The sequence below is a fragment of the Vibrio plantisponsor genome (assembly GCF_013041605.1).
GTDB classification, from domain to species: Bacteria; Pseudomonadota; Gammaproteobacteria; order Enterobacterales; family Vibrionaceae; genus Vibrio; species Vibrio plantisponsor.
On the sequence record NZ_JABEQC010000006.1, the window covers coordinates 137,189 to 156,375 of the forward strand.

Sequence of the window (19,187 nt, forward strand, 5' to 3'; positions counted from 1 at the left end):
TGCGTTTTAACATAATCGGCATTTACCATAAAATACCTAATAACTACATTTATCATCTGTGATTAAAAATGTAGTTATTAGGCTGTGAACCTTTCTATAACTGATGAGATTTCATTGATACGCATCGGTTTAAGCATAAAGTCATTCATGCCGGCTTTTAGGCATTCGTCTTTATCGTCATCCATTGTGTGTGCTGTTAGTGCAATGATCGGGACACTAAGACTCTTAGCGCGGATTTGTTTGGTTGCTTCAATTCCATCCATCACTGGCATTGAAATATCCATGAAGATTAAGTCGAATTGTTCGTCGTTTTTGATGAGCTCTACTGCTTGCTTGCCGTTATCTGCCAATGTCACGTTGTAACCTAAGCGGCTCAACATCAACTGTATTACTATCTGATTAGTTTTCGTATCTTCAACTACCAGAATGTTATAAGTCTTCTCTTCGTTCTTCTTAAATGCCGCGTTGGTTATTGTGCCTTTGGGTACATCAATGCAACTATCTTTCAAAGGAATCGTAATTTCAAAGCAACTTCCTTTGTGTAATGTGCTGTTAACTGAAATTGTTCCTTTCATCAGTTCCACGAGATGTTTAGTTATGGTTAACCCTAGTCCAGTGCCGCCATAATTTCGAGTATGCGAGCTATCCGCTTGTATAAATGGTGAGAACAGTTGTTCAACTCTGTCGCTTTCTATTCCTATGCCCGTGTCGTTAACCTGAATATTCAATTTTCCACCGAGGTCATAAAGTGACACCGTGACCATGCCTTTCTCAGTGAATTTAACGGCGTTACCTACAACATTAAACAGTATTTGAGTTAAACGAACGGGATCGACTAGATACTCAGTTGTAGGACAAAGTTTTACATCAACGCAAAATGCAATGCCTTTGTCCTCAGCAAGCTGACGGTGATATTCCAAGGCATGATTTAGTTTATGGTATAGATTTACTTTGTGACACTGTAGCTTGAAGTGCCCTGATTCAATCCGACTTAGATCCAGAACATCGTTGATTATCACAAGAAGTAGTTCCGCTGAATGCTCCATTTGTTCCAGCAGATCCAGTTGATGAATGTTAGATGTATCTCTTAAAACATCAATTAAACCTAACACAGCATTCAATGGTGTCCTTAACTCATGACTCATCATGGCTAGGAATTGAGATTTAGATTTGTTCGCCTGCTCTGCTAGTTGCTGTGCCACAACCAGTTCTTTGGTTTTTATATCAACAAGTCTTTGTAACTCTTCTTTGTATTCAATATCGCTGATTGCTCTTTCTAGAAGCGGCCTAAAACGAAGTAGAGTTGTCTTCATATCTAAACTGAATTGGCCTTTTTTCTTCCCGAGCAGTAACAACACTGAATCTGATGTTTGAGTTCTAATCCCGGTGATCAGGGCTGATTCAATCTGATTTTTGAGGAAGCTATTGAGGTATTTAAACTCATCAAGTTTGATGGGTTCAAAAAGTATGATGGATTCGCCATCAAGTACGCGCTGAAATTTTGTTCCGTTTAACCAGTTCTTCCCTGTAAACGCAATATTTGAAGTGAGGAATGTTGAGTAGCTTGTACTGTCCTTCCCTTTAGATATTACGATGAAGTCATTGAACTTGATGTATCGACTGAGCACCTTCTTTAATTCGTCGAAAATTTGATATTTGTTATCTGCTCGGCTAAGTGCAGATAAAGCCGCCAAGATGACTTGGTTCTCTTCGGTTATTAGGCGTTCGCGCTCTCTACTACGTTCTAACTCAAGCAACGTTTCGTTGAAGTGTTCAATATATTGCTGCTTCATAGATAGTGCTCTGACTCGTAAAAGATTGCAGATGAAATCATTAAGTTGCCGTGGGCATTTTCACCGCCGACAAGCTTTCCTTGTTCACCAAAGGTAAAAGGACATATGAAGGGACAACCATTCATTTGAGAGTTAATTTTCTCATATACTTCTCCAATTTGTTTCCCTAGATGCAACATAGAACCTGCGCAAAAAATAATGATGCCACCAACCATCTCAGTCTCATTGTAGTTCTTTATATTGGCATCTTTTACAAATCTTGACGCTCTTTCTATCAAATGCCCTTTTGAACCAGTCATTAAGGTTATGGTCTCTCCTACTTTGCTTTCCGAAAACATTTCTAGCGCATCTTCTTCAGTGATACGAATCGGATGTGACAATTTAAAATATGGTTGCTTGTCTATATGACCAACAACATTTCCGATAGGAAACTCAGAGATATAATCAAACAAGTATTCATCTAATATCGATAACCCTGAATACTCGCTCAACCACTGTTGATAGACCTGTTTTGCCGGCATTCTATCAATAGCATAAATGTAGCGCCCACAAGCGTTAGTGACTCTTCCTGAGTACTCTGTAGGCGAATATCCGACGCTCAAGCCTGTGGCGATGGGTATGGAAAGAAATCCCACGAGAATAGTTAAAGCTTCAGATGAAACGTTATGTTCATTCGAGACTGACCAGTTTCCGACGATATTGTTGTCTGCGGCTGTTCCTCCAACAATAGGTACTTGAGTACCGAACTGAGCATCAATCGCTTCTATAATACGTTCTTCATTACCAGGAGTTGAGTGAAGAACGATAAAGTCTGGAACTTCACCGACTCTGTTAGCTTTTAAAAGAGCTTCATTAATAGCGGAGCCAACTATTTCATAGTACTGAGTACAATCTTTAAGGCTGGTATAAGCGGTACCGTAGGCACTGCTATTTGAATCATCGTAAATTGCCATGACACCAATAACGGTGCCACTGTGTATTCCTGCGTCTGTCATTAGACCATTACAGGAAGAGCAACCAATAAGCGGAATATCTGGAAAGTAACAAGAAAAAAAGCTGGATAGGTTTTGGTTACTATAAACTTCGGTGTAGTAACAAACTATTGCACTGATGCCAGTCAGGTTGATAGCAGACCGGATCTCTTTGATGGCGTTATTAGCATCTGGATTATTTGAAATAGCCGTTTTAAGTCGCATTTACGAGTTACTTATGTGTACACAGTCCGATTAATTTATACCCCATAATAATTTAGATATGTACGGCTCTCTCCTCTCTATGTCACATAAGTCTTATAAATTGAACGATGTAAACTAGTTTTCAATTTCAATTTTTACCGAGTTATTAATAATAAAGTAATCAACTGTATTAAGTTTGTTAGCATTCGGAAAAAGTGCAACATTTTGAGCGTTTCTTGTTACCTTGCCTTCGTAAGTGATTTCCCAATCCTGGGGAATTGGATAAACATTCAACACTCCTAACTGCCTATCATCTTTTGTAACAGTTATTTTTTCATTATTTACAAATACAGAACAATTTGGCTGAGGCTTGCAAGTCATCGTACTTACCTCTGTATATGTGATCGTTCTCCAAAAGAAAGCGATAAGAAGTAAGCTTAAGGTGATGAGAATTTGAGCAAGTCTGTGTTTTGTAAGCTTTTCAGCTGCCATTAGAACGGGTTCCTCGTGTAACAAAGTTCAAAGTTTTGAAATAAAAGGGCAAAACCTGATAAAGGGTAAGGTTACTACACTGTCATTGAATTGTTAATTGCAGTATACTTTTCCGCTTGAAAATGCCACTTTTTCGTAAAGTCAGCAATAGCTATTAACGTTTTGATAAAACTTTAATTTTGTTGTGGATTTGGGTGGCATTGCGACATTTGTCGTGTTGGAAGAAAAGTGTAGTTAATTAGACATTGGAAGCATGCAAAATGAGCCAAGAAAAGCAGCTTGAACAAAACTATAACTATACAGTCGTTCGTCAATTTACCTTAGTGACTATTCTCTGGGGTATTGTCGGAATGGGTGTAGGTGTTTTGATTGCCGCTCAATTAGTTTGGCCACAGCTAAACTTTGATACGCCGTGGCTGACGTATAGTCGTCTCCGTCCGTTGCATACTAATGCGGTGATATTCGCGTTTGGTACAAGTGCCCTGTTCGCAACCTCTTATTATGTTGTACAGCGTACCTGTCAAACTCGTCTATTTGGTGGGCCGCTTGTTGCATTCACCTTTTGGGGATGGCAAGCAATCATTTTATCCGCAGCAATCTCTCTACCATTAGGTTTTACCTCTGGTAAAGAATATGCTGAGTTAGAATGGCCTATCGATATTGCTATCGCAGTAGTATGGGTTTCTTACGCAGTGGTGTTCTTTGGAACACTTGTGAAACGTAAAACGTCTCATATATATGTAGCAAACTGGTTCTTTGGGGCCTTCATCATTACTGTTGCTGTTCTGCATATTGTAAACAGCATGGCAATCCCAGTATCAATGACTAAGTCATATTCGATTTATTCAGGTGCTGTCGATGCTATGGTTCAATGGTGGTATGGTCACAACGCGGTAGGTTTCCTACTAACAGCTGGTTTCCTAGGTATGATGTACTACTTCGTACCTAAGCAAGCAGAACGTCCAGTTTACTCTTACCGTTTATCGATTGTTCACTTCTGGGCATTGATTTCACTTTATATCTGGGCAGGTCCGCACCACTTACACTACACAGCTCTTCCAGACTGGACTCAGTCTTTGGGCATGGTGATGTCTTTGGTTTTATTCGCTCCTTCTTGGGGTGGTATGATCAACGGTATCATGACGTTGTCTGGTGCATGGCATAAGCTACGTTATGACCCTATCTTGCGCTTCCTAATCGTATCTCTGTCTTTCTACGGTATGTCTACCTTCGAAGGCCCAATGATGTCGATTAAGACAGTAAACGCACTTTCTCACTACACTGACTGGACGATTGGTCACGTTCACTCTGGTGCATTGGGTTGGGTTGCAATGGTATCGATTGGTTCTGTATATCACTTGCTCCCTCGCCTGTTTAACCAAGAACGTATGTATTCAGTTAGCTTGATTAATGCTCACTTCTGGTTAGCAACAATCGGTACTGTTCTGTACATCGTGGCGATGTGGATTTCGGGTGTAATGCAAGGTTTGATGTGGCGTGCAGTTAACTCTGACGGTACGTTAACTTACAGCTTTGTTGAGTCTGTACAGGCTTCGTACCCATTCTATACCGTACGTTTCATCGGTGGTTTTATTTTCTTATCTGGTATGTTCCTAATGGCGTACAACACATATAAGACGATCTCAGCTCCGAATCACAGCCTAAAAGCTATCCAACAACCAGCGTAAGGAGATTTAAAGAATGAGTTCAGATTCTAATAATCGCCATGGCATTATCGAACGTAACGTCGGTTTGTTGGCAATTATGATTGTATTCGCCATCAGTTGGGGTGCTTTAGTTGAAATCACACCGTTGATTTTCCAAAAGCAAACTACTGAGCCAGTAGAAAACCTGAAACCATACACTGCATTGCAGATGGAAGGTCGTGACATTTACATCCGTGAAGGTTGTAACGTGTGTCACAGCCAAATGGTTCGTCCTTTCCGTTCTGAAACAGAACGTTATGGACACTACTCTGTAGCCGGTGAAAGTGTTTGGGAACATCCATTCCTATGGGGTTCTAAGCGTACTGGTCCTGACCTTGCTCGTGTTGGTGGTCGTTATTCAGATGAATGGCACCGTGTTCACTTGATGAACCCTCGTGAGCTAGTTCCAGAATCGAATATGCCTGCTTTCCCTTGGTTAGCTGAAAACGTACTGGATGGGAAAAACACTCAGAAGAAACTTGAGGTTTTCCGCAATCAGTTCGGCGTACCATATACAGATGAGCAAATAGCGAATGCGTCGAAAGATGTTGAAGGAAAAACAGAGATGGATGCCATCATTGCTTACCTTCAGTCTATTGGTCACGCAATGAAATAAACAGAGGTAATTATGGATATCGGTACTATTCACAGTATTTGGACCATAACGTTGTTTGTCTGCTTCATCGGTGTAGTTTGGTGGGCATTTGGCAAAAAGCGTAAAGCGCGTTTTGACGAAGCCGCAAACTTGATCTTTGCAGATGAACAAAAAGAAACACCCTCTAATAAGAACAAGGAGTGACTGAGTAATGACGACATTTTGGAGTCTTTGGATCATCGTAATTACGGTTGGTACCCTACTTGGATGCGCAATTCTTCTCGTTTGGTGTCTTAAAGACAAAATGGGTGTTGAAGAAGGCGCTGACATGGGCCACGAGTACGATGGTATTCGCGAGATAAACAACCCGCTGCCTAAGTGGTGGACCTATCTATTTATTAGTACGTTCATTTTTGCTGCTGTCTATTTAACGCTTTACCCAGGTTTGGGGAACTTTAAAGGCGTTTTAGGTTGGCAAAGTTCAGACCAAAAAGTACGTACGTTGGAAGAATCAAAAGCTTCTATTGCTAAAGCTCAAGAAACAAAAACTCTTGTTCAATACGCGAAGGAACTTGATGATGCTGATGCGTACTTCGGTGAAGCTTTCAAGCGTTTGGCATACAAAGATGGTGGTTCGGAACTACGTCCTGTTACTGAAATTGCAGCAGATTCTGATGCATTGAAAGTTGGACAACGTTTGTTCCTACAAAACTGTTCTCAGTGTCACGGCTCTGATGCTCGTGGTCAGAAAGGTTTCCCTAACCTAACTGACAACGCGTGGCTATACGGTGGTGAGCCTGATGCAATCGTGACAACGATTCGTCATGGTCGTATTGGTCAGATGCCAGCATGGAAAGATGCATTGGGTGAGCAAGGTGTAGCTGAAGTAGTAAGTTACGCACTTAGCCTAAGTGGTCGTTCTGTAAATGCTCGTGAAGCTGAAGCAGGTAAAGCGCGCTTCGTCGTTTGTGCAGCTTGTCACGGTACAGATGGTAAAGGTAACCCTGCTGTGGGTGCTCCTGACCTGACTGACCAAGATTGGTTGTTCGGCGATTCACGTGCTGCGGTAACTGAAACAGTTATGTACGGCCGTTCTGGTGTAATGCCAGCTTGGATTGACATTCTAGGTGAAGACAAGGTGCAACTCGTTGCGGCTTATGTCTGGAGCCTAAGCAATTCAGATAAATAGTAAAAATCTAATAACAGCCCCTTTTCTAGGGGCTGCTTTTTTCTTAAATTTAAGCCTTCTAAGTTTAATCCCTTCTTTTTTGTTGTAGAGAACTTTTTTATGGTAAAGCCTTGGTATAAACAATTTTGGCCGTGGTTCCTGATTATCCTTCCACTTACAGTTGTTGTATGGACGATCGTTACGGTTATCGTGTTTTCGAATAACTCAGTCTCATTGGTAACTGAGGATTACTATAAAAAAGGAAAAGGCATTAATGTAGATTTGTCTAAGATACACGTAGCTAAAGATCTTGGTCTGAATGCTGCTGTTAGCTCTCAAGGCAATGAAATCATTATCCAGTTTAATAAAGGCAAACTGGATCACTATCCTGCTATTCAGGCAATGTTCGCTCACAGAACGCTTCCAGATAGAGACTTCTCGCAGCTGATCACTGCTGACGCAAAAGGTAATTACAAAATTACCCGTGATGATGAGATGCAAGGCCCTTGGTTTATTGAGCTAACACCACACAATGGTGAATGGCTGGTTCAAGGTCGAGTTACATTCCCTTCTGCTTCTCCGACTCAACTGATGAACTAGTGATATGAATAAAGCGTGTTACCACTGCGGTGAAGATGTACCAGACAACACCGATTTCAAAGTCACCATTCTCAACGAAGAACGAGACATGTGCTGCCCCGGTTGCAAAACCGTAGCTGAAACTATTGTTGAGAATGGGCTTGTATCCTATTACCAGTTTCGAACAACAACTGCGGATAAAGTTGAGTTAGTCCCCGAACAGCTAAAAGCATTGATCCATTACGATAACTCAGACGTTCAGGCTGAATTTGTTAGAAATGTCGACTCACACTCTGAAGTGACGTTGTCACTGGAAGGGGTGTCTTGTGCCGCATGTGCCTGGCTGATAGAAAAACAATTAGTTAAAGAACCCGGTGTAATAGGTATTCGTGTCAATACCACAACGAACAGGGCTCTGCTCAGTTGGGACAAATCTACAGCTAAACTCAGTGATATTCTCTCGCGTATCCATAATTTAGGTTACAAGGCTGCGCCTTTCGAGGCTGATAAACACGAAGCACAATATCACCAGTCAATGAAGCAATATCTATATCGATTGGGTATTGCAGGCTTAGCAACAATGCAAGTAATGATGCTTGCGGTGGCTTTGTACTTAGAAGCGTTTGGTGATCTGGATAGTGAATTTAAGAACTACTTTCGCTGGGTGAGCCTATTATTTGCCACTCCTGTACTTCTCTACTCTGCTTTCCCATTTTATGTCAACGCTTGGCGTAGCATTAAAGGCCGCACGCTTGGTATGGACGTACCCGTATCAATTGCTCTTATCTTTGCTTATGTAGCCAGTCTTTTTGCTACTGTTACTCAAAAAGGCGAAGTCTTCTTTGAGTCCATTTCCATGTTCACCTTCTTCCTACTGGTGGGACGTTTTCTGGAAATGCGAGCAAGACGAAAAGCGGCTGCGGCCAGTGGAAACTTATTAAAATTAATTCCAGCAATTGCCACACGTATTGATGGCTCTCAAACGCCGGTTAAGACTCTGCAAATTGGAGAGAAAATCCGCGTATTACCAGGAGAGCACATTCCCGCAGATGGAGCGGTTATTTCAGGCCGGATTCATGTTGATGAGTCCATGTTAACTGGCGAATCGCTACCTGTGGTTAAAAACATTGGCGACGCTGTATACGCCGGAACACTAAACGGCGAAGAATCTTTTGTTCTAGAAGTAACGGCAACAAAAGCAGATTCGGTAATTTCAAACATTGTTCGCCTTCAAGACGATGCTCAATCATCGAAGCCGAAAATTGCTGAGATTGCAGATGTAGTCGCGAGATACTTTGTCGCTATCATTCTGGTTATTGCGCTAGGTACATGGCTGTTCTGGCATAGCTCGCGCCCAGACGATGCATTCTGGATTATGTTATCTGTACTCGTTGCTACCTGCCCTTGTGCTCTTTCATTAGCAACACCAACGGCGATAACCTGTGCTACTTCGCGCCTTGGCAGCTATGGCATTTTGCTTCGTAAGAATCATGTATTTGAAACTCTGTGTAACGTTAATCACCTCGTTTTAGATAAAACGGGCACGCTCACACATGGAAATATCGAAATCAGCGAGGTGAAAGTACACTCACCACAGTGGACTAAGGAACAATGTTTAGCGATTGCTGCAGAGCTTGAACAATATGCTAATCACCCTATTGCTCGTGCATTCAAACCTTACTTAAACGCTGACTTCGTATCGTCGGATGTAAAAAACACGATAGGTTCAGGAATAGAAGGCACGTTTGAAGGCAACAAAGTCTGCATCGGTAATGCGGATTACGTTCTGGGAAGCAACGACATCGTCAACGAGCGAAACGCCGTGTATATGTCTATCGACTCGAAACATATTGCGACATTCTATTATCAGGACCCTATTCGTTCTGAAGCAAAAGGCTTTATTAACAAGTTTCACCAAGCAGGTATTCGAATCACGCTATTGACGGGCGATTCTCAAGTTAATGCTGAAACTGTCGCGAGTGAACTCGGTGTGGACAATGTAATTGCACAAGCCAAGCCTGAAGATAAACTCAATTACTTACGTTCGCTGGATACGCAAGACATTACATTAATGGTTGGTGATGGTATCAACGATGCCCCAACTCTTGCAGGTGCTCATCTGTCTGTTGCTATGGGCGGCGGTACTGATGTAGCGAAAGCTTCTGCTGATATGGTCTTGCTCGGCGATAAGTTGGATCGCTTACTGGATGCTCGTGAGCTAGCTTTAAAAACCCGTAGCATTATCAGACAAAATCTGGCTTGGTCGTTGGGATACAACGTGGTTATTTTGCCATTAGCTGTTGCAGGGTTTGTTGCCCCATATGTCGCGGTTGTCGGTATGTCTGCGAGCTCGATTATAGTAGTATCTAACTCTCTTCGATTACTGAAGGAACAGAATAACTAAATGGAAAGCTTGTATATTTTAATTCCCATCGCGATCGTCATTGTAGCCGTAGCTGTTGCCATATTTTTGTGGGCGGTCAAAAGTGATCAGTTCGAAGATCTAGAGCGTCAAGGCCATAACATCTTGTTTGACGAGGATGAGCATTTAACGCCAAAAAATCATCCTGACAACGAAAAAAATGATGAACGCTGATTTCGTTGGAGCCTTTGTTGTCGGTTTATTAGGCACTGGACATTGTGTCGGAATGTGCGGCGGTTTAGGCTCCCTGCTAAGTATTGGCCAAGGCACTAATAAAACAGCTCTACCAATCATATTTTATAATGTCGGGCGTATATTCAGTTACTGCGTTTTTGGCGCACTGATTGGTGGATTAGCCACAACTTTAACTCAAATATCGACACTCAATCATTCGCTAATCTGGCTGAGGATTTTGTCTGCAATGATGATGATAGTTCTCGGTTTGTATGTCGGTCGTTGGTGGTTTGGTTTACTAAAATTAGAAAAGCTAGGCACTGGTTTATGGAAATACATTTCTCCTCTGGGGAGAAAGCTGCTTCCGTTAAAAAAAAGCTGGCACGCTCTACCTTTTGGAATTATCTGGGGTTGGCTACCTTGCGGTTTAGTCTACTCTGCGCTAACGTGGGCGGCTGTTTCCGGTAGTACCCTTGAGGGAGCTCTGATTATGGGTTCATTCGGCCTTGGGACATTGCCTTCTATGCTGCTCGTTGGATTCGGAGCAACACAAATTAAGCAGTTACAGCAGTCGCCTGTTTTTAGGACAATTGTTGCAATTTCAATTATTTGTTACGGCATCTATACCGGCTACAACGCAATAAACATGCTAGTTAATCTTAGCTAGATGATTGATTAGCAAAATGATTTTTTTAACTATCCTTTAGTGTGAAGGGATGCTAAAATATTGATGTAAATCAATTAGTGAAAGGTCGTTATGATTTCGGAAAAGCCTGCTGCGAAGCGAATTCAATCTGGTGGATGTGCTATTCACTGCCAAGACTGTAGTATTAGCCAACTCTGTATTCCATTCACTCTTAACGAGTCTGAACTGGATCAACTTGACCAAATTATTGAGCGTAAAAAGCCAATTCAAAAAGGTCAGGAATTGTTCAAAGCTGGTGATGAGCTGAAGTCTTTGTACGCAATCCGTTCAGGTACAATCAAGAGCTATACCATTACAGAGCAAGGTGACGAACAGATTACTGCTTTCCATCTTGCGGGTGATTTAGTTGGCTTTGATGCAATTACGGGCGATGCACACCCTAGTTTCGCTCAAGCACTTGAGACTTCTATGGTTTGTGAAATCCCTTATGAAATCTTAGATGACCTTTCAGGCAAGATGCCTAAGCTTCGCCAACAAATTATGCGCTTAATGAGTAATGAGATTAAGGGCGACCAAGAGATGATTCTTCTGCTTTCAAAGAAAAATGCTGAAGAACGTCTAGCTGCTTTCTTGTTTAATCTATCTACTCGTTTTTCACAACGTGGTTTTAGCCCAAGAGAGTTCCGTTTAACCATGACTCGTGGTGATATCGGTAACTACCTAGGTCTGACTGTTGAAACCATTAGCCGCCTACTTGGCCGCTTCCAAAAATCAGAAATTCTGAGTGTTAAAGGCAAATACATCACAATCATCGATCATGATGCTTTGATGGAATTGGCTGGCGTCTCTAAAGAAAGTAAATAAACATCAATGACGTAGCTCAACAATGAGCTGCGTCATACTTCTTCTATAATCCCTCTTTTTTTGCTAAACCTCTCGCAACTTCTAAGCTACTCTTAAATAAGAAATCTCCGAAACGATAAAGGAGTTTGTTATGAGTATTTACAACAAGATTCTGGTTGTAGCTGATATAAATCATGATGAACAACCCGCTTTAGCCCGAGCTATTCAATTAGCTAAGAAAAGTCGCTCAACAAGTCATATTACGTTCTTCTTATCTATCTATGACTTCTCCTATGACATGACATCCATGTTATCTGGAGAGGAACGTGATGCTATGAGACGTGGTGTTATTCATCAACGTGAACAGTGGATGAAGAAAGTTGCAGAACCTTACATCAAAGAATCCATCGTTTTTGATGTTAAAGTCGTTTGGCATAACCGTCCCTATGAAGCCATCATCGGTGAGGTGTTCGCTGGTGAACACGACATTTTGATCAAAAGTACTCGTAAGCATGACGTTTTGGAATCGGTGATCTTCACTCCTACCGATTGGCATTTACTTCGTAAGTGCCCTATCCCTGTCTTGTTGGTTAAGAATTCAGATTGGCCTGAGAATGCGAATATTATCGCTTCTGTTCATGTCGGTTCTGAAGTTGACACACACTTAGATCTCAATGACAGAATGGTCGAACAGCTCTTAAATCTTTCTGAACGTTTAGGCACAAACTCATACTTGGTTAACGCATATCCGGTCACTCCGGCAAATATCACAATCGAGTTGCCTGAGTTTGATCCGACAACCTATACCGATGCGGTTCGCGGGCATCATTTAACCGCCATGAAAGCGTTACGTCAGAAGCATGGTATCGATGAAGAACATACGCTCGTGCAACAAGGTCTGCCTGAAGATGTCATCCCACAAGCGGCTGAAAAGCTAAATGCTGCGATGGTTATCTTAGGTACAACTGGCCGAACTGGTCTGTCTGCGGTGTTTATTGGTAATACTGCTGAACAAGTGATTGATAAAATTAACTGTGATGTAATGGCACTAAAACCTAGAGGGTATGTTAGCCCACTTGATCCAACCATTGCTTCATAACAATCCGCAAACGTCATCAGTCCCTAAACGAAAGTCTAGGGACTTTTTTTTGTGCTTGAACGCTTAACTCTGGCATATCGTTAATTTATCCGTATCATACGCACTTCATTTTGTTTCTAAGATTAAAGACTGCAACCTGATGACTGAGCAAACTCAAGAGCTAACCAAGGCTCAACAATACAATTTCAACAAATTGCAAAAGCGTATTCGTCGTAATACAGGCCAAGCAATCGCTGATTTCAACATGATTGAAGATGGCGACCGTATCATGGTCTGTCTATCTGGCGGAAAAGACAGCTTTACTATGCTTGAAATCTTAATGAGCTTACAAAAGAGCGCACCTGTCTCTTTTGAGTTGGTAGCAGTAAACCTTGATCAGAAGCAACCGGGATTCCCAGAGCATATTCTGCCAGCATATTTGAAGCAGCTTGGCGTTGAGTACAAGATTATAGAAGAAGATACCTACTCAATCGTTCAGGACAAGATCCCTGAGGGTAAAACAACCTGTTCGCTATGTTCTCGTCTACGCCGTGGTATTTTGTACCGCACTGCGAAAGAGTTAGGTGCGACTAAAATTGCACTTGGGCACCACAGAGACGACATTCTTGAGACCTTGTTCCTCAACATGTTCTATGGCGGAAAAATGAAAGGTATGCCACCTAAGCTTGTATCTGACAACGGTGAACACGTGGTAATCCGTCCTCTGGCTTATTGCCGTGAGAAAGACATCATCAAGTACGCAAGCATGCGTGACTACCCTATTATTCCGTGCAACCTGTGTGGCTCTCAGCCAAACTTACAGCGTCAGAATATTAAGCAGATGCTGAATACTTGGGATAAGCAATTCCCTGGTCGAATTGAATCAATGTTCCGCGCTATGCAAAATGTAGTACCTAGTCACTTAGCTGACTTCGAGCTGTTTGATTTTAAATCTATTAACAGTGAGTCAGGTGTAATTAATGGTGGTGATATTGGTTTTGATAAGGAAGATATTCCGGCAATGCCAATTCAAGATGAAGACAGTGTAATGGAGTTTGATCCAAGCTTGAAACTAGACGTGACTAACGTCTGATTTCCAACTTATGAATCGTTAAGAAAAAGGCTGCATTAATTGCAGCCTTTTTTTGTCATTTTTTCGCAGTTGGTAAATATGGAAGAACTCGGGTGGTTTCTTCGGGTAGTTTCATCCAACCATCTTTTCCAATTTGCGCTAAAGAAACCTGAGCTTTACCATTTACAATTTCAACGTCTGATCCACTACTTAACTGAATGAAACCATTCAAGTTGTTCGCAAACTCTAATGTCACACCTGCAACTTCAGGTGTAAACCAACTAGAGAACATACCGCCTAACGATTCGAGAATTTCCTGCATCTGTGGAAGCAATTTCTCTACGTCAGAATACAGAACTTGATCAGATAGAGTGGATTTAGTCATTACCACAAGGGAGAAATCGCAACGCGTATCCTGTGGGGTATCAACAAACACTAGTGGATTAGCTTGTTTAAGGTTTTCATCAATAGGTAGCAGAAGCTCATTGATATCGCTGCTCGGAATCAGTTCGTAATGTTCTTCTTTTTCCATCCAAGCTTTTTCAATCGTACATAGCTTTTTGGTATCGGCATTGACGAAAAACACACCGACTTTCACATCTGGGTATTCTGGTTTGTTGTTGTTCTTGAGAGATGAATACAGTTTGCTGTAGGTAAACATGTATTCTTGAGCCGCAGCATTGATAGAAAAGCTGGCACAAACTAGCCCTAGGGCTAACGCTGTAATTCCTTTCATTAATTTGTCCAAAATTGTTCGTTATGACGCATCATAGCTTGTAAATCCTGAATGTAGTCTTCACCTCGTTCAGAATATTTCAATAAGCCATTACTCATTTCCATTGCACTACTCATACTCAACAAATCTGCGCCATCTTCTCTAAGTTGGAAGCGGATTTCGCGCAAGTCAAAGTAAGCTTGGTTTCTATTTACATTCATAAAGTAACGGTGGATTGATTCTTGAACAGACTTAAATTTCGCCACTTCATGAGTCATTCCTTCGCTACGTTGTAATGGAACTACGCCGCACCCTTTGCTATAACACCACTGGCCAAAATAGTTTTTTGCCGTGCGAGCAAATCGCGATGTGCCCCAAGCAGACTCGTTTGCTGCTTGCGTTAGTACCAATGCTTCAGGGATGACATCAACGCGATGCAGCATGTTGTCAATCCAGTCAGATGTGACAACATCCCCCTGCAACTCAACTTGATATAGATGAGAGAGGCGTTTTGCATCGTCAATGTCAGAATCAGAAATTGAACCTGATTCAAGATGCTCTTTGAGACGAATCAGCCTTTCTCTTTCTTTTTCAATTCGTTGGTTTTCTAAAGCAATTCCCGGCTTAAGGTATGAAAAGAATGCATGTTTCTTCTCATTTACATCGGTATAAGCAGTAAAATCTGGTGCTTTTGATACTGCTTTACCTTTGTTAGCTACAGATTCAGTCAGGCTCTTTTGGCTTTCAAAATTGTAATAGCCATAGCCAGCAACTGCGATGATTCCGCCCAAAGCGGCAACTTGAAAAAACTTATGCATTAAATACCTGAGAGTTATTATCCTGATTGTCATCATTATCTTTATTAGTCGTGATGATCTTTAAACGCACCCCAAACATGTTGCGGTAGATAATTCCTTTTAAGTGGAAGAAAAACGGAACAACAAAAATCAAGCCTATTCCGTACATGAGAGCCGCTGTAACAAACATAATCATCACGATTAAGTAAAGCGACGCGAGAGGCAATAACTTTTTGTTTACGGCACGCAGTGACAAAAACAGTGATTGCATTGGTGGCACTCTTTTCTCACAAATCAGTAAGATAGAGTTGCTAAATGCGATGGAAAGATACATAGACAGCAAAGGGAAGATCATTCCTGCGATGCCTTGTAGAACTAATCCTACCAACGTTGCCAAGATAACTGGGATGGTAAACTGCAAACCTTTGCTGATGTGTCGAGTTTTTGTTTTCAAGCCAGCCGCATGGCTCATTGCCATCAAGCTAACACCAGCAAAAATAGGCGCACTGACAACTTCGTAACTGAAGTTGGCAATGAAAATGGCCTCAATCATCCCTTCTGGAAATTCAGAACCTTGCTCTATAGCGGTAATGATTGCAGAAGGATCACCAAGTTGAAGCTTTAGCGCTACGAAAAATATTGCAATTTGTATGGCAATCATTACTACGATTGCTGGAGAAAAAGAGACAAAATGCTTGAGTGTTGTATCCCAAGACTCTTTCAGAACCTCACCAACTTTTAGTTGATATTGGCCCGACAGCGCTTGCTCAACAGTACCACCTACGTTGAAATCTCTCTCTATATCCTTGCTCATAAAATGCCCTAAGTTGGCGAGTCATATTTGGTATGGAAATATGACAACATAAAATTTTGATTCATTATACTGAAATGCACCCGAGTCTAAAATCGAATCTCGAATTGCATCTTGCTTTCTTATTAATATGGTTGATAATTAACCAGTTGAAAGCATTGATAGTTATCGCAACTTGGATGTTAATGAAAGTTTGCTTTTAACTACAAAACTTTTTGTGTTTCAAGATAAGAAAACGCTTTGAGATCGCCTTTTTCGTGATTATCATGCGCCACTAATTTGTAATTATTTAACAGGTCCAACAAGTAGATAGTTTTACAACTTCTAGTTAACTTATCTGCGGATCAGGGTGGAGAAAGACAGACGTTGAACAAACCAAATTCAGTAGGAAAACCAGTCGTTAGACTTTCTGGTATCAGTAAAAGTTTTGATGGTAAACAGATCATCGGTAACTTGCAGCTAGACGTTAACCATGGTGAATTCCTAACAATTCTTGGCCCATCAGGGTGTGGTAAAACTACCGTTTTAAGAATGATAGCAGGTTTTGAATCTGCTGATAGCGGTCAGATTCTACTGGATAGTCAAGACGTTACTCAAGTTCCTGCTGAACAACGACACGTCAATACCGTATTCCAAAGTTACGCTCTATTCCCTCACATGACGGTTTTTGAAAACGTAGCATTTGGTCTGCGTATGCAAAAAGTGCCGGCTAATGACATCGAACCTCGAGTTATGGAAGCTTTGCGTATGGTTCGTTTGGATCAAATGGCGCAGCGTAAACCGCACCAACTTTCAGGTGGTCAGCAACAACGTATCGCTATTGCTCGTGCTGTTGTGAATAAACCAAAAGTACTTCTGTTAGATGAATCTCTTTCAGCTCTTGATTACAAGTTACGTAAACAGATGCAAAGTGAACTTAAGCATCTACAGCGTCAACTTGGCATCACCTTTATCTTCGTTACTCACGACCAAGAAGAAGCCTTGTCTATGTCTGACCGCATTATCGTGATGCGTGACGGTAATATCGAACAAGATGGTTCTCCTCGTGAAATTTACGAAGATCCTAAAAACCTATTTGTTGCTCGCTTCATCGGTGAAATCAACGTATTTGCTGCAGAAACCATTAAACGTCTTGATGATAAACGTATTCTGGTTGATATCGAAGGCGTTGAATCTGTGGTTTATTACGACAAACCGGTCAATGCTGGCGATAAACTCCAAGTTCTTCTTCGCCCAGAAGATTTACGCATTGAAGAGATCAAAGAGTCAGAGACCAAAGGTATCGTTGGTCACGTGACAGATCGCACCTACAAAGGCATGACTTTAGAATCCGTTGTTCAGTTGGATTCAGGCATGAGTGTTATGGTTAGTGAGTTCTTTAATGAAGATGATCCTGACGTTGACCACTCTATCGGCCAAAAAGTTACTATCACTTGGGTAGAAAGCTGGGAGGTAGTCCTCAATGATGAGCAAGAAGTTTAATCTTCAGACTTCAATCATCAGTTTAATTGTTGGCTGGTTAGTTCTTTTTGTTCTGATCCCTAACCTGATGATTATCATTACAAGTTTTCTGACTCGTGATGAAGCAAATCTGATTGAGTTGACGTTTACCTTTGATAACTACTTAAGATTGTTAGATCCGCTCTATGCGAAAGTAATGCTTCATTCTTTCTATATGGCGATCGTAGCAACCATCTTGTGTTTAATTATCGGTTACCCGTTTGCTTATATCGTCGCTAAGATGCCTGAAAAATGGCGTCCGATTATGCTGTTTTTGGTGATTGTTCCATTTTGGACCAACTCATTAATTCGTACATACGGCTTGAAGATTGTTCTTGGTACTCAAGGCATTTTGAACAAGGCACTGTTAGACATTGGCCTAATTGATGCTCCGCTACGCCTTATGTATACAGAAACTGCAGTAATGATCGGTTTGGTGTATATCTTATTGCCATTCATGATTCTTCCGCTTTATTCAGCGATTGAAAAATTGGATGACACATACATCGAAGCGGCTCGCGATCTTGGTGCTAATAAGTTCCAGACTCTAACCAAAGTTATTTTGCCTCTGACTATGCCTGGCATTATCGGCGGCTGCTTGCTAGTTCTTCTCCCTGCTCTTGGAATGTTCTACATTTCAGACTTACTTGGCGGAGCGAAAAACTTGCTGATTGGTAACGTCATTAAGAGCCAAGTATTGAACGCGCGCGATTGGCCGTTTGGTGCAGCAACAAGTATTGCATTGACAATCGCAATGGCGATCATGCTTTACGCATATTACCGTGCTGGCAAATTGTTGAATAAGAAAGTGGAGCTAGACTAATGGGAAGAGTTGTTAGATTTAGCTTTATGAGCGTAGTGTACCTATTCTTGTACCTACCAATCATTGTGTTAATTGCAAACTCATTTAATGCGAACAAATTCGGTATTAAATGGGGTGGATTCACCACTAAGTGGTACCACGCATTAATGAACAACGACAGCTTAATGCAAGCAGCATGGCACTCAATTAGCGTGGCTGTTTTCTCAGCGACGGCTGCGACGATCATAGGTAGTTTGACTGCTGTAGCCCTATTCCGTTACCAGTTCCGTGGTAAAAACATGGTTAACGGTATGCTGTTTGTAGTAATGATGTCTCCTGACATTGTTATGGCAATTTCGCTTCTTGCACTATTCTTAGTGTTGGGTGCGAAGCTTGGCTTTATGACGCTATTGATTGCTCATATTACATTCTGTCTGCCATTTGTTGTTGTGACTGTATTCAGTCGTCTGAATGGCTTCGATGTAAAAATGCTAGAAGCAGCAAAAGATTTGGGTGCGAGTGAATGGGTAATTTTGAAGAAAATCATTTTACCTCTTGCTAAGCCTGCGGTTGCAGCAGGTTGGCTATTAAGCTTTACCCTATCTCTTGATGACGTCATTATTAGTTCGTTCGTTACAGGACCGACATACGAGATTCTGCCATTGAAGATTTACTCAATGGTTAAAGTGGGTATCTCACCTGAAGTGAATGCACTGGCAACCGTAATGTTGGTTGTTTCGCTGGTACTGGTTGTGACTTCACAACTGCTGGCAAAAGAGAAAGTGAAATAATTTTCAGTTAATTGACTAACTGGAATTC

20 protein-coding genes are annotated in these 19,187 nt (G+C 41.5%); 14 read left to right on the forward strand and 6 right to left on the reverse strand.

The annotated features are described in order from the left end of the window. Positions 1–77: 77 nt before the first annotated feature. From HKI82_RS10280 to HKI82_RS10290, 3 genes are all read right to left on the reverse strand, one after another. Positions 78–1,793 (reverse strand): response regulator, encoded by a 1,716-nt coding sequence (locus tag HKI82_RS10280; protein WP_171137923.1) that lies wholly within the window; start codon positions 1,791–1,793, stop codon positions 78–80. After that, on the reverse strand, positions 1,790–2,989 hold the full coding sequence (locus tag HKI82_RS10285; RefSeq protein ID WP_171137924.1) for an FIST signal transduction protein: 1,200 nt from the start codon (positions 2,987–2,989) through the stop codon (positions 1,790–1,792). The genes HKI82_RS10280 and HKI82_RS10285 overlap by 4 nt, the downstream gene beginning before the upstream one ends. Before the next feature lie 114 nt (positions 2,990–3,103). Continuing rightward, positions 3,104–3,460 carry a hypothetical protein gene (locus tag HKI82_RS10290; RefSeq protein ID WP_171137863.1) on the reverse strand — a complete coding sequence of 119 codons (357 nt, stop codon included), beginning with the start codon at positions 3,458–3,460 and terminating at the stop codon, positions 3,104–3,106. A gap of 260 nt (positions 3,461–3,720) precedes the next feature. Here HKI82_RS10290 and ccoN point away from each other — a divergent pair, with 260 nt between their 5' ends. The 11 genes from ccoN to ttcA all read left to right on the forward strand — a co-directional run bounded on the left by ccoN (position 3,721) and on the right by ttcA (position 13,764). Continuing rightward, positions 3,721–5,148: a cytochrome-c oxidase, cbb3-type subunit I gene (gene ccoN / locus HKI82_RS10295; RefSeq protein WP_171137925.1), complete on the forward strand. Its 1,428-nt coding sequence runs from the start codon at positions 3,721–3,723 to the stop codon at positions 5,146–5,148. Between the two features lie 13 nt (positions 5,149–5,161). Continuing rightward, complete coding sequence (gene ccoO / locus HKI82_RS10300; RefSeq protein ID WP_102942051.1) at positions 5,162–5,782, forward strand: cytochrome-c oxidase, cbb3-type subunit II; 621 nt, start codon at positions 5,162–5,164, stop codon at positions 5,780–5,782. A 12-nt stretch (positions 5,783–5,794) separates the two neighbouring features. Continuing rightward, a complete protein-coding gene (locus HKI82_RS10305; RefSeq protein WP_042482410.1) occupies positions 5,795–5,965 on the forward strand; it encodes a CcoQ/FixQ family Cbb3-type cytochrome c oxidase assembly chaperone in 171 nt (56 codons plus the stop codon). A gap of 7 nt (positions 5,966–5,972) precedes the next feature. Continuing rightward, positions 5,973–6,950, forward strand: a complete 978-nt coding sequence (gene ccoP, locus HKI82_RS10310; protein ID WP_102942050.1) for a cytochrome-c oxidase, cbb3-type subunit III — start codon at positions 5,973–5,975, stop codon at positions 6,948–6,950. A 99-nt stretch (positions 6,951–7,049) separates the two neighbouring features. Further along, entirely contained in the window at positions 7,050–7,529 is a 480-nt protein-coding gene (locus HKI82_RS10315; protein WP_102942049.1) for a FixH family protein, read from the forward strand. A gap of 4 nt (positions 7,530–7,533) precedes the next feature. Continuing rightward, positions 7,534–9,912 carry a heavy metal translocating P-type ATPase gene (locus tag HKI82_RS10320; protein ID WP_171137926.1) on the forward strand — a complete coding sequence of 793 codons (2,379 nt, stop codon included), beginning with the start codon at positions 7,534–7,536 and terminating at the stop codon, positions 9,910–9,912. Further along, positions 9,913–10,104: a cbb3-type cytochrome oxidase assembly protein CcoS gene (gene ccoS / locus HKI82_RS10325; RefSeq protein WP_171137927.1), complete on the forward strand. Its 192-nt coding sequence runs from the start codon at positions 9,913–9,915 to the stop codon at positions 10,102–10,104. Beyond that, on the forward strand, positions 10,094–10,771 hold the full coding sequence (locus tag HKI82_RS10330) for a sulfite exporter TauE/SafE family protein (RefSeq protein ID WP_171138012.1): 678 nt from the start codon (positions 10,094–10,096) through the stop codon (positions 10,769–10,771). The genes ccoS and HKI82_RS10330 overlap by 11 nt, the downstream gene beginning before the upstream one ends. Positions 10,772–10,861: 90 nt before the next feature. After that, on the forward strand, positions 10,862–11,614 hold the full coding sequence (locus tag HKI82_RS10335; protein ID WP_042482392.1) for an FNR family transcription factor: 753 nt from the start codon (positions 10,862–10,864) through the stop codon (positions 11,612–11,614). Positions 11,615–11,744: 130 nt separating this feature from the next. After that, positions 11,745–12,692 carry a universal stress protein UspE gene (uspE, locus tag HKI82_RS10340; protein WP_102942045.1) on the forward strand — a complete coding sequence of 316 codons (948 nt, stop codon included), beginning with the start codon at positions 11,745–11,747 and terminating at the stop codon, positions 12,690–12,692. Between the two features lie 139 nt (positions 12,693–12,831). Beyond that, positions 12,832–13,764, forward strand: a complete 933-nt coding sequence (ttcA, locus tag HKI82_RS10345; protein ID WP_102942044.1) for a tRNA 2-thiocytidine(32) synthetase TtcA — start codon at positions 12,832–12,834, stop codon at positions 13,762–13,764. Positions 13,765–13,819: 55 nt separating this feature from the next. On the opposite strand, the gene HKI82_RS10350 is transcribed toward ttcA, so the two are convergent. From HKI82_RS10350 to HKI82_RS10360, 3 genes are read right to left on the reverse strand one after another with little or no spacing between them, the layout of a single operon-like run. Continuing rightward, on the reverse strand, positions 13,820–14,479 hold the full coding sequence (locus tag HKI82_RS10350; RefSeq protein ID WP_171137928.1) for a DUF2987 domain-containing protein: 660 nt from the start codon (positions 14,477–14,479) through the stop codon (positions 13,820–13,822). Continuing rightward, a complete protein-coding gene (locus HKI82_RS10355; protein WP_171137929.1) occupies positions 14,479–15,276 on the reverse strand; it encodes a glucosaminidase domain-containing protein in 798 nt (265 codons plus the stop codon). The genes HKI82_RS10350 and HKI82_RS10355 overlap by 1 nt, the downstream gene beginning before the upstream one ends. Continuing rightward, complete coding sequence (locus HKI82_RS10360; RefSeq protein WP_102942041.1) at positions 15,269–16,069, reverse strand: DUF2189 domain-containing protein; 801 nt, start codon at positions 16,067–16,069, stop codon at positions 15,269–15,271. Before HKI82_RS10360 ends, HKI82_RS10355 begins: the two co-directional genes overlap by 8 nt. 306 nt (positions 16,070–16,375) lie before the next feature. Between HKI82_RS10360 and potA the strand changes: the two genes are divergently transcribed. The 3 genes from potA to potC are packed head-to-tail and all read left to right on the forward strand — an operon-like array spanning position 16,376 to position 19,159. Continuing rightward, positions 16,376–17,548 carry a spermidine/putrescine ABC transporter ATP-binding protein PotA gene (gene potA / locus HKI82_RS10365; protein ID WP_373863250.1) on the forward strand — a complete coding sequence of 391 codons (1,173 nt, stop codon included), beginning with the start codon at positions 16,376–16,378 and terminating at the stop codon, positions 17,546–17,548. Then, positions 17,532–18,389: a spermidine/putrescine ABC transporter permease PotB gene (potB, locus tag HKI82_RS10370; protein ID WP_171138013.1), complete on the forward strand. Its 858-nt coding sequence runs from the start codon at positions 17,532–17,534 to the stop codon at positions 18,387–18,389. The genes potA and potB overlap by 17 nt, the downstream gene beginning before the upstream one ends. Beyond that, complete coding sequence (potC, locus tag HKI82_RS10375; RefSeq protein WP_042482364.1) at positions 18,389–19,159, forward strand: spermidine/putrescine ABC transporter permease PotC; 771 nt, start codon at positions 18,389–18,391, stop codon at positions 19,157–19,159. The genes potB and potC overlap by 1 nt, the downstream gene beginning before the upstream one ends. The last annotated feature ends 28 nt before the right edge of the window (positions 19,160–19,187 follow it).

Coding starts and splice junctions, on each gene's coding strand:
- HKI82_RS10280 (WP_171137923.1), bottom strand. CDS start 1,793: ATGAAGCAGCAATATATTGAACACTTCAACGAAACGTTGCTTGAGTTA.
- HKI82_RS10285 (WP_171137924.1), bottom strand. CDS start 2,989: ATGCGACTTAAAACGGCTATTTCAAATAATCCAGATGCTAATAACGCC.
- HKI82_RS10290 (WP_171137863.1), bottom strand. CDS start 3,460: ATGGCAGCTGAAAAGCTTACAAAACACAGACTTGCTCAAATTCTCATC.
- ccoN (WP_171137925.1), top strand. CDS start 3,721: ATGAGCCAAGAAAAGCAGCTTGAACAAAACTATAACTATACAGTCGTT.
- ccoO (WP_102942051.1), top strand. CDS start 5,162: ATGAGTTCAGATTCTAATAATCGCCATGGCATTATCGAACGTAACGTC.
- HKI82_RS10305 (WP_042482410.1), top strand. CDS start 5,795: ATGGATATCGGTACTATTCACAGTATTTGGACCATAACGTTGTTTGTC.
- ccoP (WP_102942050.1), top strand. CDS start 5,973: ATGACGACATTTTGGAGTCTTTGGATCATCGTAATTACGGTTGGTACC.
- HKI82_RS10315 (WP_102942049.1), top strand. CDS start 7,050: ATGGTAAAGCCTTGGTATAAACAATTTTGGCCGTGGTTCCTGATTATC.
- HKI82_RS10320 (WP_171137926.1), top strand. CDS start 7,534: ATGAATAAAGCGTGTTACCACTGCGGTGAAGATGTACCAGACAACACC.
- ccoS (WP_171137927.1), top strand. CDS start 9,913: ATGGAAAGCTTGTATATTTTAATTCCCATCGCGATCGTCATTGTAGCC.
- HKI82_RS10330 (WP_171138012.1), top strand. CDS start 10,094: ATGAACGCTGATTTCGTTGGAGCCTTTGTTGTCGGTTTATTAGGCACT.
- HKI82_RS10335 (WP_042482392.1), top strand. CDS start 10,862: ATGATTTCGGAAAAGCCTGCTGCGAAGCGAATTCAATCTGGTGGATGT.
- uspE (WP_102942045.1), top strand. CDS start 11,745: ATGAGTATTTACAACAAGATTCTGGTTGTAGCTGATATAAATCATGAT.
- ttcA (WP_102942044.1), top strand. CDS start 12,832: ATGACTGAGCAAACTCAAGAGCTAACCAAGGCTCAACAATACAATTTC.
- HKI82_RS10350 (WP_171137928.1), bottom strand. CDS start 14,479: ATGAAAGGAATTACAGCGTTAGCCCTAGGGCTAGTTTGTGCCAGCTTT.
- HKI82_RS10355 (WP_171137929.1), bottom strand. CDS start 15,276: ATGCATAAGTTTTTTCAAGTTGCCGCTTTGGGCGGAATCATCGCAGTT.
- HKI82_RS10360 (WP_102942041.1), bottom strand. CDS start 16,069: ATGAGCAAGGATATAGAGAGAGATTTCAACGTAGGTGGTACTGTTGAG.
- potB (WP_171138013.1), top strand. CDS start 17,532: ATGAGCAAGAAGTTTAATCTTCAGACTTCAATCATCAGTTTAATTGTT.
- potC (WP_042482364.1), top strand. CDS start 18,389: ATGGGAAGAGTTGTTAGATTTAGCTTTATGAGCGTAGTGTACCTATTC.